The sequence below is a fragment of the Rathayibacter sp. VKM Ac-2805 genome, from assembly GCF_009834265.1.
GTDB lineage: Bacteria > Actinomycetota > Actinomycetes > Actinomycetales > Microbacteriaceae > Rathayibacter.
The window spans coordinates 2,184,090-2,196,107 of record NZ_CP047185.1; the positions used below are offsets into that span (position 1 = coordinate 2,184,090).

A 12,018-nucleotide genomic window follows, 5' to 3' on the forward strand; every position below is an offset into this window, starting at 1 on the left:
CGGTAGCTTCGTCGGAATGCGGATCGACGACGACCACGAGAGGCCGACTCCCCCGGGGATCGGCCTCTCCGCGCGTCTGGCGCGCCTGTCCATCGGCGGCGTCGGCCGGCTGGTCTACCGGCCGATCGTGGAGGGGCGCGACAACGTCCCGGCCGAGGGACGCGTGATCCTGGCGGCCAACCACCTCTCGTTCATCGACTCCCCGGTGCTGACGCTGCTCGCCCCGCGGCCGGTGCAGTTCCTGGCCAAGTCGGACTACTTCACGGGGACCGGCGTGCGGGGCGCCCTCTCGCGCGCGTTCTTCACGAGCGTCGGAGCCGTCGCGGTCGAGCGCGGCGCCGGCCAGGCCGCTCAGGAGGCGCTGGACCTCGGCCGGGCGATCCTCGAGCGGGACGAGGCGTTCGCCGTCTACCCCGAGGGCACCCGCTCCCGCGACGGGCGCCTCTACAAGGGCCGCACCGGAGTGGCATGGCTCGCCCTCACCACGGGCGCGCCGGTGGTCCCCGTCGGCATGATCGGCACGCAGGAGCTCCAGCCGGTGGGCACGAGGGTGCCGCGCCTGCACCGGATCACGGTCCGCTTCGGGGCTCCGCTGGACCTCTCGCGGCACGGCTCCGCCGACTCCGGCCGCGCCCGACGCCACGCCACCGACGAGGTGATGGCGGCCGTCCACGCGCTCTCCGGGCAGGAGCTCGCCGGTGCGTACAACGAGTCGCCGCCGACGACCACGGTCGAGCGCATCCGCCGGGCGCTCCCGCACGAGCGCCGCTGAGCCTCAGCGCGCGGACGCCTCCGGCTCGTGGGCGACGGGGAAGTTCACGGAGTTGGCGATGAAGCAGAGCCGGGAGGCCTCGGCGTGCAGCGTCTGGGCGATCGCCACCATCGACTCCTCGGCGACAGTGACGCGGGGCCGGAGGGTCACCGAGGTGAAGCGGCCGCTCTCCCCCTCCTGCAGCATCGAGCCCACCGCGTCGTCCGTGTAGCCGGTGACGACGACTCCGTTCTTGACCGCCACGTGCAGGTAGGAGAGGAGGTGGCACTGCGCGAGCGCCGCGAGGAGCAGCTGCTCCGGGTTCCAGCGGTCGGCGTCGCCCCGGAAGGGCGTGTCGGCCGAGGCGAGGATGGGCGCCGGGCCCTCCGCCGTGACGGTCAGCTGGCGCCCGTACTCGCGGTAGCCGCTCGTGCCGGTGCCCCGGTCGCCCTCCCAGACGACGGACACCGCGTACTCGTGCTCGGACTTCATCGGGCTCCTCCTCGACGGCGGTGGATCAGGCCGGTCGCGCCGGTCTGGACCTCTGGACGCGGAACCCCCGCGGGTAGACTCCGAGGACCATGACAGACACGCTCGCCCCCCAGGTTCCCACGTCCGCAGTCCCCCAGGAGCGGCGCGTCGCGACCGAGATCCCCGGGCCGCGATCCCGGGCCCTGCACGAGCGCCGCCTCGCCGTCGTGCCCACCGGCGTCGGCACCGCGCTCCCCGTCTACATCGACCGCGCGCACGGCGCGATCCTGGTCGACGTCGACGGCAACAGCTTCATCGACCTCGGCGCCGGCATCGGCGTGACGACGATCGGGCACACCGACGACTCCGTCGTCGCGGCCGCCGCGGAGCAGCTCGCGCGCCTCACGCACACCCTCTTCACCGTCACTCCGTACGAGCCCTACATCCGCGTCGCGGAGCTGCTGGCCCAGCACACCCCCGGCGACTTCGCCAAGAAGACCGTCCTGGTCAACTCCGGTGCCGAGGCGGTCGAGAACGCCGTCAAGATCGCGCGCAAGCACACCGGCCGCCCCGGCGTCGCGGTGCTCGACCACGCGTACCACGGACGCACGAACCTCACGATGGCCATGAACTTCAAGGCGCTGCCCTACGGCCTGGGCTTCGGACCCTTCGCCAGCGACGTCCACCGTGCGCCGAGCTCGTACCCGTACCACGACGGCCTGTCGGGAGCCGAGGCCGCCCAGCGCGCGATCTCGTACCTCGAGAAGACCGTCGGCGCGTCCGCCCTGGCCTGCCTCGTCGCCGAGCCCATCCAGGGCGAGGGCGGCTTCATGGTCCCCGCCGACGGCTTCCTCCCGGCACTGCAGGAGTGGTGCACGGCCAACGGCATCGTCTTCGTCGCCGACGAGATCCAGTCGGGCATGGCCCGTACCGGCGCCTGGTTCGCCAGCGAGCACCTCGGCCTCGTCCCCGACCTCGTCCTCTCGGCCAAGGGCATCGCCGGCGGACTGCCGCTCGCGGGCGTGACGGGCCGCGCCGAGATCATGGACTCGGCGCAGGCCGGCGGACTGGGCGGCACCTTCGGCGGGAACCCCGTCGCCGCCGCCGCCGCCGTCGCGGTCTTCGAGCGCATCGAGCGCGAGGGCCTCCTCGCCGAGGCCGACCGGATCGGCGCACGCCTGGGCGCGGCGCTGCGAGGCCTGCAGGAGCGCTACGACATCATCGGCGACGTCCGCGGCATCGGCGCGATGATGGCGATGGAGCTCGTGCAGCCCGGCACCGCCGGCACCACGAAGGAGCCGAACGCCGTCGCGGTCCAGGCGATCATCGACTACGCCGCCCAGCACGGGGTCCTCGTGCTGAGCGCCGGCACCTACGGCAACGTGGTCCGCTTCCTGCCGAGCCTCGCCCTCACCGACGAGCTGCTCGACGACGCCGTGTCGGTCATCGCCGACGCGTTCGCCACCCTCTAGGCGCGATCCTCCGAAGGCCACCGCGGGCGCCGATGCGCTCCCCGGTGGCCTTCGGCGTCTCCGGGAGCGCGGGACCGGTCGGCGCATCGGGCAGGATGGGGGGATGCCAGCAGGAACCTTCACCGTCGCCGAGTCCGTCGAGCTGGCCGTCGTCGAGCGATCCGGGTTCGTCGAGTCGCGCCACGCCGGCTCCGCCGTCCTCCTCGACTCCGAGGGCCGCGTCGCCCGCAGCCTCGGCACCCCGACGGCTCCCGTCTTCCCCCGCTCCTGCCTCAAGCCGTTCCAGGCCCTCGCGGTGATGACCGCCGGAGTCGAGCTGAACGGCGCGGAGGCGGTCATCGCCACCGCGAGCCACGCCGGCATCCCCCAGCACGTGGCGCTGGTGCAGAACCTGCTCTTCCGCGCCGGCCTGGACCACACCGCCCTGCAGTGCCCGGCCGACTGGCCCGGCGACTCCGGGACCCGCGCTCAGCTGCTGCGGGCGGGCGCGACTCCGGACCCGCTCTACATGAACTGCTCGGGCAAGCACGCGGCGATGCTGCTGGCCTGCGTGCAGAACGGCTGGAGCACCGAGGACTACCTCGAGCGGACGCACCCGCTGCAGCAGCACATCGTCGACACGATCGAGCGCCTCACCGGCGAGCGCGTCGTGGCCTCGGGGATCGACGGCTGCGGAGCTCCCGTGCACGCCCTTCCTCTGACCGCGCTGGCGAAGGGCGTCTCGCGGATCGTGTCCTCCTCCCCCGCCTCGCCGTTCGGCCTCTACCGCCAGGCCGGCGTCCTCACGGCCGCGATCCTCGAGAACGCGTGGGCGATCGACGGCCCGGGCCGGGACAACACCGTCGTGATCGAGCGCCTGGGCCTGGTCGCCAAGCTCGGCGCCGAGGGCGTGCTCGTGATGGCCTCGCCCGACGGCACCACCGTCGCCCTGAAGATCCTCGACGGGAGCCTCCGCGCCGCGACCGTGGTCGCGCTGAAGCTCCTGGTCGAGGCGGACGCGGTGGACCGGACCGCGGCGAACGACGTGCTGGTGCGGCTGAACCCGGTCGTGTCGGGCGGCGGGCGCCCGGTCGGCGCGATCCGCGCCTCCTACGTCTGACCGCACGTCCCGGCACGCCCTGAGCTACTGCTCGCGCGCGAGGCGCTTCGCCCGGGCGGCCGCGGAGACCTGCGTGATCACCACCACGAGGATCGCGAGGACGAACACCGCCGATGCGATGACGTTCGCCTCCGCCGGGATGCCGCGCGCCGCCGCGATGTAGATGTACTTCGGGAACGTGGTGACCGATCCGGAGTTGAAGTTCGTGATGATGAAGTCGTCGAAGCTCAGCGCGAACGAGAGCAGCGCCGCGGCGAGGATGCCGGGCAGCAGCAGCGGGAAGGTGATCCGCCAGAAGACCTGGTTCGGCGACGCGTAGAGGTCGCGTCCCGCCTCCTCCAGCTTCGGGTCCAGGCTCGCCACCCGCGCCTTCACGGTGACCACGACGAAGCTGATGCAGAACATCGTGTGCGCCAGCACGATCGTGACCAGCCCCTTCTCGGCGCCCACGCTGAGGAACTGCGCGGCGAGGCCGGCTCCGAGCACCACCTCCGGAGTCGCCATGGGGAGGAACAGCAGCAGGCTGATCGCCGACCGGAACCGGAAGCGGAACCGCACGAGCGCGATGGCGATCATGGTGCCGAGCGCAGTGGCCAGCACGGTGGCGATCACACCGACCAGCAGGCTGTTCCCGAAGGCGGTCATCACCTCTTCACTGGTCCAGGCCGACACCCACTTGTCGAGGGTGAAACCGCGCCAGGCGAGGTTGCTCTTCCCCGAGTCGTTGAAGGAGAAGACGAAGGTGTACCCGATAGGGATGAGCAGGAAGAGCAGCGCCAGCGCCGTGTAGACGCCGAGCCCGAGGCCCCGGAAGCGGCGGCGGCCCCGGATCGGGGCGGGGGGCGGCGCGCCGAGCGCCTCCTGGGCGCTCGCGAGCGGACGGTCGGCCGTCGCGGTCACAGGAGGTCCTCCGTTCCACTGCGCTTCACGTAGAAGCCGACGATGACCAGGATCACGGCCATCAGCACGATCGAGAGCGCGGCGGCCGCCGGGTAGTTCTCGAGCGTGAGGAAGTTCGCCTCGATCGCGTTGCCCACCATCGAGGTCTGCGACGAGCCGAGGAAGTCCCGGCTCGCGTTGATGTAGTCGCCAGCCGCGGGGATGAACGTCAGCAGCGTGCCCGAGACGATGCCCGGCATCGACAGGGGGACGGTCACGCTCCAGAACACGGAGGCGGGGTGCGCGTAGAGATCCGACCCTGCCTCCAGGAAGCGCACGTCGAGGCGCTCGAGCGTCGTGTACAGCGGCAGCGTCATGAACGGGATGAAGTTGTAGGTGATGCCGAAGATCACGGCGATCGGCGTCCCCGTGAGGTGGCCGTCGCTCGGCAGGACCGCCACGGCCTTGAGCGCCTGCACGAGCGGGCTCTCGTCCGCGAGGATCTGCTTCCACGCCAGCGTCCGGAGCAGGAAGCTGATGAAGAAGGGCGCGATCACCAGCGTGAGGAGCAGGTTCTGCAGCAGCGGCCAGGGCCGCGCCTTCACTCCGATGAAGTAGGCCAGCGGGTAGCTGATCACCAGCGCGAGCACCGTCGCGATCAGCGCGTAGCCGAAGGAGCGGAGCACGTGCGGCCAGTAGTCGCCCATCACCACGAGGTAGTTCTGCCAGGCGAACCCGGGGGCGTACTCGCCGATGTCCCCGTCCGGCACCTCGGCCTGGAAGGACGTGAGCACGAGCGAGATCAGCGGCGCCAGGAAGAACAGCAGCATGTAGGCGATGCCCGGCAGCAGCAGGACGAGCGCGATCGTCGACCGCCGGCGGACCGGAGCGTCCTGAGGATCCGCCTGCCCCGTGGCGAAGGCGGCGAAGGCCATGCCTACGCTCCCCCGCTGCGACCGGCCAGGAGCCCCCGGCGCTGCACGGCGATGGCGCTGGTGGAGTCGTCCGCCTCGAAGCGCGGGACCGAGCCCGGTTCGTCCGCGAGTCCGAAGCCGTGCTCGGTGCTGAAGCCGACCCACACCTCCGCTCCCTCGCCGACGACCGGCCCGAAGACCATGTTCTGCGCGAAGACGACCACCGGGCCCAGGCCCGGCATCCGGATCGTGTACTGGGTGCTGACCCCGCTGAAGGAGACGTCGACCACGCGGCCGGGCCCGAGCACGTTCCGGCCGGAGTCCGCCGGCGGCTCCTGCGTCAGCAGCAGGAGCTTCTCGGGGCGGACGCCGACGGTGATCTCCCCGCTCGTGCGGGCGCAGCGGGCGACGGGCACGACGATCCGGTGCCCGCCCGCGTCGACGGTGAGTGCGCGGTCGGTGCTGCCGACCACCTCACCCGTGAAGAGGTTGGACTGGCCGAGGAAGTTCGCGACGAACGCGGTGCGCGGGAGCTCGTAGAGCTCCTCCGGCGCGCCCATCTGCTCGATCCTGCCCTTGTTCATCACCGCGACGGTGTCGGCCATCGTCATGGCCTCCTCCTGGTCGTGCGTGACGTGGAGGAAGGTGAGGCCAACCTCCTCCTGGATCGACTTGAGCTCCAGCTGCATCTGCCGGCGGAGCTTGAGGTCGAGGGCGCCGAGCGGCTCGTCGAGCAGGAGCAGGGCGGGCCGGTTGACGAGGGCGCGTGCGAGGGCGACCCGCTGCTGCTGACCACCGGAGAGCTGCGCGGGGCGGCGCTGGGCGAGGTGGTCGAGCTCGACCAGGCGGAGCGCCTCGTGCGCCTTGCCGACGGGGTCGGCGATCCTCCGCCGCTTCAGGCCGAAGGCGACGTTCTCGAGGATCGACATGTGCGGGAACAGCGCGTACGACTGGAACACGGTGTTGACGGGCCGCTGGTACGTCTTCGTCTCGGTGACGTCCCGCCCGCCGATGAGGATCCGGCCGGCGGAGGGCTCCTCGAGCCCGGCGACCAGGCGCAGCGTCGTCGTCTTGCCGCAGCCCGAGGGGCCCAGCAGGGCGAAGAAGGAGCCCGCCGGGATGGTGAGGTCCAGGGAGTCGATGGCCGTGAAGCCCGGGTACTGCTTGCTGATCCCGACCAGCTGGAGGTCGGCGCCGCTCTCGGCGAAGGTCCCGATCGCCATCAGATGCCCAGGAGCACCTTCTGGAACTCGGCCTGGTACTCCTTCTCCTCTGCGGCGGTCAGGGTCCGGAACACGTGCGCCTGCGCGAGCGTGTCCTCGTCGGGGAAGATCAGCTGGTTCTCGGCCAGCTCCGGATCGATGCTCTCCATGACGTCCTTCGCTCCATCCACGGGGGTGATGTAGTTGACCCAGGCGGCCACCTCGGCGGCGACCTCGGGCTCGTAGTAGTAGTTCATCAGGGCCTCGGCGTTGGCCTTGCGCTCGGAGCCCATCGGGACCACGAAGGTGTCGTTCCAGAGCGCGCCGCCCGAGTCGGGGAAGGCGAACTCCCACTTGTCGCCGGCCTCGGCGTTGATCAGGGTGATGTCGCCGGACCAGCAGATCGCCGCGAGGGTGTCCTCGTTCTGCAGGTCGTTGAGGTAAGCGTTCCCCTTGATGTTGCGGATCTGTCCGGCGTCGACCTGCTCGCGGAAGACGTCGATCGCGTTCATGTACTCGTCGTCGCCCCAGGAGCCGGCGATGTCCGTCCCCTGAGCGAGCATGATGAGCCCGATCGTGTCGCGCATCTCGCTCAGCACGCCGACGCGGCCGCGGAGCGACGGATCCCACAGCTCCTCGATGCTCGAGAGGCCCTTCGGCAGCTTCTCCCTGTTCCAGCAGATGCCCGAGAACCCCGCCTGGTACGGGAGGGAGAGCCGGCGGCCCGGATCGAAGTCGGGGTTCGCCAGCGAGGGGGTGAGGTTGGCGATGTTCGGGATGTTCGCGTGGTCGAGCTCCTGCACGTAGCCGCGGCGGACCAGGCGCGAGACCATCCACTCCGTCAGGCAGACCGTGTCGGCGCCGATGTACTGCCCGAGCGCGAGCTGGTCCTTCACCTTGCCGTAGTAGGAGTTGTTGTCGTCGACGGCGACGTTGTAGGTCACCGCGATGCCCGTCTGCTCCTCGAAGCCCTGGAGCGTGGGGTAGTTCCCGTCGTCGTCCTCGTCCATGTAGGCGGGCCAGTTGTCCCACACCAGGCGCGGGTCGCCGGCCGATCCGTCGGCGGCGGCGGTCGGAGCGGCACGGGTCTGCGGGGCGCAGGCGGCCAGGGCGAGGGCACCCGCTCCGAGGCCGATCCCGCCGAGGACCGCCCGACGCGAGAGGACTGCCCGGCGCTCGCGCTCGTGCGAGCGTGCCGCGGCGACGGCCCGGCGGAGGACGGGATCCCTCGGGAGGGGACGGGTCATGGCGGGGGCTCCTGACTGCGTCGGGGCTCGTGCCTCGGGGGCCGAACGTGGGGAAATACTGGCACAGCGCTCATCCGCCTGTCACGGCGAACGGAGGAGAACGCTCATCCGGAAACATGATCGTCACGAATTCCGCACCCGGAGGCCGTGTCGACCGCCGATTCGGTCCCCGGAGGCCGTGTCGACCGCCGATTCGGTCCCCGGAGGCCGTGCCGTCAGCGGGTGAGGGGCGGACGTCCCGAGCCGCCGGCGGACCCGTCGACGCGCTCGACCGCCATCTCGACGGAGGAGAGCAGGATCCGGCTGCCGAGCTTCGCGCGGTAGCGGCGGCCGGCCTCGAGCGGGAGTGGTGCCTGGGTCGGCGCGACCAGCACGGACCCGTTGGCCGACCAGCGGTCCCTGACCCAGAGCCCGCCCTCGTCGAAGCCGAACTCGAGGTGGGTCTTGGAGAGGGATCGCGACGGATCCGGGATCGCGAGGATGTGCCGGAACGTCTCGTTGGGGTCCGGGAGCGGCTGGCGTCCGATCAGGCCGTTGCCGGTCACGATCGCGTGCTGCCCGGTCGCGAAGCTGAGGCGCACGAGCCCCTGCGAGGGCGGCGCCATCGGAGCGCCGGGGGCGGGACGCCGGTGCCGGCCGGGGGCCAGGCCCGGCAGCCAGGCACGGCGGGACGGGTCGAGGACCGTCGTGTCGCCGGAGGACGAGGGGCGGGGCGCACCCGTCGTGGCATGCGCCGCCACCGACGAACCGCACTCGCCGCAGAGGATCGCCCCGGGAGCGAGGTTGGAGCCACACGTGCTGCAGATCACCGAGAACGCCCTTCCGCTCACCATCGTACCCAGCGCCGGCGCGGGGAGCCCCGAGCCGGCCGAACCCGACGCGAACCGGCAGGCGCAGGACCGTCGTACGGCCGTTCGGCGCGTGCGGGCGGTCGGGCGGCACCGCGACCGCGGCCGTCCCGTGCCGGAGCGCTGCTCGTCAGACCGGTGCGCCGGCCTCCTCGTCGCCGGTGACCGCGAGGACGTCGACGACGATCACGGTGACGTTGTCGCGCCCGCCGTTGTCCAGCGCGGCGTCGACCAGGGCGTCGGCCGCCTCCTGAGCGGAGCCGGTGCCGCTGAGCAGGTGGCCGACGCCGGCATCGGTCAGCTCCTTCGTGAGTCCGTCCGAGCAGATCAGCAGACGCGATCCGGCGAGGACGGGCACGAGCCGGTAGTCGGGGACGGGCGCCTCGTGGAAGCCGACCGCGCGGGTGATCACGTTGCTGTGCGGATGCACGTCGGCCTCGTCGCGGGAGATCAGGCCCGCGTCGACCAGCTCCTGGACGATGGAGTGGTCCACGGTGAGCTGCACGAGGGTCCCGGCGACGCTCAGGTACACGCGCGAGTCGCCGATGTTGAAGACGGACCAGTAGGGCTCTCCCCCGACCACCGTGAGCGCGATCCCGGTGACCGTGGTCCCGGTGCCGACGTCGGCCGTGTGCGACTGCCGCGCGATGTCCCCGACCGCCTCCCGAAGCGCCCGGTCGATCTCCTCCGCTCCGACGGTCGCGCCGAGCGCCGCGGTGGACAGGCGCGACACGACCGCGTCGCTGGCGACCTCTCCTGCCGCGTGCCCGCCCATCCCGTCGGCGACAGCGAAGAGCGGGCTCTTGGCGAGGTAGCTGTCCTCGTTCGCGCTGCGCACGTGGCCGGTCTCGGTGCGCGCGGCCCAGCCGAGGGTGACTTCGGCCGAGGGTGCGTCGGAGCTCCAGGCGGAGACGGGGACGGTGACGGACGCGCGGCTGCGGCCGATCTGCGTCATCGCTGCTCCTCGCATCCCCGTGGCCCGCGGCCGTCCGGTCCGACGGCCCGTGACCGCCGGCGCCAGGGGTGCCCGGCCGCCTCCCGATGGTAGTCGCTGACGGCCCTCCGCCGAGCCGGCCGCCATCGCTGTCGCCCGATGTCCGTCGCGCAGACGGGTCGACGCTCCGACCACCGGATCCGATGCCGGATCGAGCTCCGACGTGCGGATCCACTTGCCCGGGCACCCGTGGACTGCCAGAATCGCCGCATGGCCCCGTCTCGCCCGCCCTCTCAGCGTCCTGTCCAGCTCGACGAGGTGTCGAAGGCGATCATCGAGCAGCTGCAGGCCGACGGTCGGCGCTCGTACGCCGAGATCGGCAAGGCCGTGGGCCTGAGCGAGGCGGCCGTCCGGCAGCGGGTGCAGAAGCTCACCGAGTCGGGCGTCATGCAGATCGTCGCGGTGACGGATCCGATGCAGCTCGGCTTCTACCGCCAGGCGATGATCGGTGTGCGCGTCACCGGCGACACCCGCGACGTCGCGGACCGGCTCGCCTCCATCCCCGCCGTCGACTACGTCGTGCTGACGGCCGGCTCCTTCGACATCCTCGCCGAGGTCGTGTGCGAGAACGATGACGATCTGATCGCCCTGCTCAACCAGGAGATCCGGTCGCTTCCCGGCGTGCTCTCGACCGAGACCTTCGTCTATCTGAAGCTCCACAAGCAGTTCTACAACTGGGGAACGCGGTAAAAGATGACCACCGAGACAGCCTTCTCGACCTCCGGCCTCGAGTTGGGCGATCCCGTCCGCGGGACCGACGCGCCAGGGGGGATCGACGACGCCTCCCTGCAGAAGAAGGCGAAGGACCACCTCTGGATGCACTTCACCCGTCAGTCGACGATGGACTCGGGCGCGGGCGTGCCGATCATCACGCGCGGCGAGGGACACCACATCTGGGACAGCACCGGGCGCAAGTACTTCGACGGCCTGTCCGGCCTCTTCGTCGTCAATGCGGGACACGGGCGGCGCCGACTGGCGGAGGCCGCGGCGAAGCAGGCGTCCGAGCTCTCCTTCTTCCCGCTCTGGTCCTACGCGACCCCCTCGGCGATCGAGCTGGCCGACCGGCTCGCCGACCACGCGCCGGGCGACCTGAACCGGGTCTTCTTCTCGACCGGCGGCGGCGAGGCGGTGGAGACGGCGTTCAAGCTCGCCAAGCACTACTGGAAGCTGCAGGGCAAGCCGGGCAAGCACAAGGTCGTCTCGCGCTCGGTCGCGTATCACGGCACTCCCCAGGGAGCGCTCGCGATCACGGGCATCCCCGGGATGAAGTCGATGTTCGAACCGCTGGTGCCGGGCGGCTTCCGTGTCCCCAACACCAACTTCTACCGGGCTCCCGAGCACGGCGACGACCTGGAGGCGTTCGGCCTGTGGGCGGCGAACCGCATCGAGGAGATGATCGAGTTCGAGGGGCCGGACACGGTTGCCGCCGTGTTCCTGGAACCCGTGCAGAACTCGGGCGGCTGCTTCCCGCCCCCTCCCGGGTACTTCCAGAGGGTCCGCGAGATCTGCGACAAGCACGACGTGCTGCTGGTGTCCGATGAGGTGATCTGCGCGTTCGGCCGTATCGGGCACATGTTCGCCTGCGACGAGTACGGCTACGTGCCGGACATGATCACCTGCGCGAAGGGGATGACCAGCGGCTACTCCCCCATCGGCGCGACGATCGTCAGCGATCGGATCTACGAGCCCTTCCGCCACGGTCAGGTCGTCTTCCCGCACGGCTACACCTTCGGCGGCCACCCCGTCTCGGCCGCGGTCGCGCTCGAGAACCTCGACATCTTCGAGGAGGAGGGCCTGAACGAGCGCGTGCGAGAGAACTCGCCCGTCTTCCGGTCCACGCTCGAGAAGCTGCTCGACCTGCCGATCGTCGGCGACGTCCGGGGCGACGGCTACTTCTTCGGCATCGAGCTGGTGAAGGACAAGGCGACGAAGGAGACGTTCGACGAGGACGAGTCGGAGCGGCTGCTGCGCGGATTCCTCTCGAAGGGGCTCTTCGACGCGGGGCTGTACTGCCGGGCGGACGACCGAGGCGATCCCGTCGTGCAGCTCGCACCGCCGCTCACCATCGGCCCGCGCGAGTTCGACGAGATCGAGCAGATCCTCCGGAGCGTTCTCACCGAGGCCTGGTCGCGGCTCTAGCG

12 protein-coding genes are annotated in these 12,018 nt (G+C 71.1%); 5 read left to right on the forward strand and 7 right to left on the reverse strand.

The window, feature by feature from the left end; all coding sequences use genetic code 11:
• Positions 1-16: 16 nt before the first annotated feature.
• Positions 17-772 (forward strand): lysophospholipid acyltransferase family protein, encoded by a 756-nt coding sequence (locus GSU40_RS10195; RefSeq protein WP_104223042.1) that lies wholly within the window; start codon positions 17-19, stop codon positions 770-772.
• Positions 773-775: 3 nt separating this feature from the next.
• Here GSU40_RS10195 and GSU40_RS10200 read toward each other — a convergent pair whose 3' ends face one another.
• Positions 776-1,243 (reverse strand): OsmC family protein, encoded by a 468-nt coding sequence (locus GSU40_RS10200; protein ID WP_104223041.1) that lies wholly within the window; start codon positions 1,241-1,243, stop codon positions 776-778.
• 89 nt (positions 1,244-1,332) lie between these two features.
• On the opposite strand from GSU40_RS10200, the gene gabT reads away from it, so the two are divergent.
• A complete protein-coding gene (gene gabT / locus GSU40_RS10205; RefSeq protein WP_104223040.1) occupies positions 1,333-2,694 on the forward strand; it encodes a 4-aminobutyrate--2-oxoglutarate transaminase in 1,362 nt (453 codons plus the stop codon).
• A gap of 103 nt (positions 2,695-2,797) precedes the next feature.
• Complete coding sequence (locus GSU40_RS10210; protein ID WP_104223039.1) at positions 2,798-3,793, forward strand: asparaginase; 996 nt, start codon at positions 2,798-2,800, stop codon at positions 3,791-3,793.
• A gap of 24 nt (positions 3,794-3,817) precedes the next feature.
• Here GSU40_RS10210 and GSU40_RS10215 read toward each other — a convergent pair whose 3' ends face one another.
• The 6 genes from GSU40_RS10215 to GSU40_RS10240 all read right to left on the reverse strand — a co-directional run bounded on the left by GSU40_RS10215 (position 3,818) and on the right by GSU40_RS10240 (position 9,838).
• Positions 3,818-4,624, reverse strand: coding sequence for an ABC transporter permease (locus tag GSU40_RS10215; RefSeq protein ID WP_181027101.1), 807 nt, complete (start codon positions 4,622-4,624; stop codon positions 3,818-3,820).
• 65 nt (positions 4,625-4,689) lie between these two features.
• On the reverse strand, positions 4,690-5,607 hold the full coding sequence (locus tag GSU40_RS10220) for an ABC transporter permease (RefSeq protein ID WP_104223037.1): 918 nt from the start codon (positions 5,605-5,607) through the stop codon (positions 4,690-4,692).
• A gap of 2 nt (positions 5,608-5,609) precedes the next feature.
• A complete protein-coding gene (locus GSU40_RS10225) occupies positions 5,610-6,809 on the reverse strand; it encodes an ABC transporter ATP-binding protein (protein WP_104223036.1) in 1,200 nt (399 codons plus the stop codon).
• Positions 6,809-8,035, reverse strand: coding sequence for a spermidine/putrescine ABC transporter substrate-binding protein (locus GSU40_RS10230; protein ID WP_104313287.1), 1,227 nt, complete (start codon positions 8,033-8,035; stop codon positions 6,809-6,811). The genes GSU40_RS10225 and GSU40_RS10230 overlap by 1 nt, the downstream gene beginning before the upstream one ends.
• A gap of 215 nt (positions 8,036-8,250) precedes the next feature.
• A complete protein-coding gene (locus GSU40_RS10235; protein WP_104249588.1) occupies positions 8,251-8,775 on the reverse strand; it encodes a hypothetical protein in 525 nt (174 codons plus the stop codon).
• A gap of 238 nt (positions 8,776-9,013) precedes the next feature.
• Complete coding sequence (locus GSU40_RS10240; protein WP_104225583.1) at positions 9,014-9,838, reverse strand: protein phosphatase 2C domain-containing protein; 825 nt, start codon at positions 9,836-9,838, stop codon at positions 9,014-9,016.
• Positions 9,839-10,087: 249 nt separating this feature from the next.
• On the opposite strand from GSU40_RS10240, the gene GSU40_RS10245 reads away from it, so the two are divergent.
• Entirely contained in the window at positions 10,088-10,567 is a 480-nt protein-coding gene (locus GSU40_RS10245; protein WP_104223032.1) for an Lrp/AsnC family transcriptional regulator, read from the forward strand.
• 3 nt (positions 10,568-10,570) lie between these two features.
• Positions 10,571-12,016 carry an aspartate aminotransferase family protein gene (locus GSU40_RS10250; RefSeq protein ID WP_160034850.1) on the forward strand — a complete coding sequence of 482 codons (1,446 nt, stop codon included), beginning with the start codon at positions 10,571-10,573 and terminating at the stop codon, positions 12,014-12,016.
• Positions 12,017-12,018 lie beyond the last annotated feature (2 nt).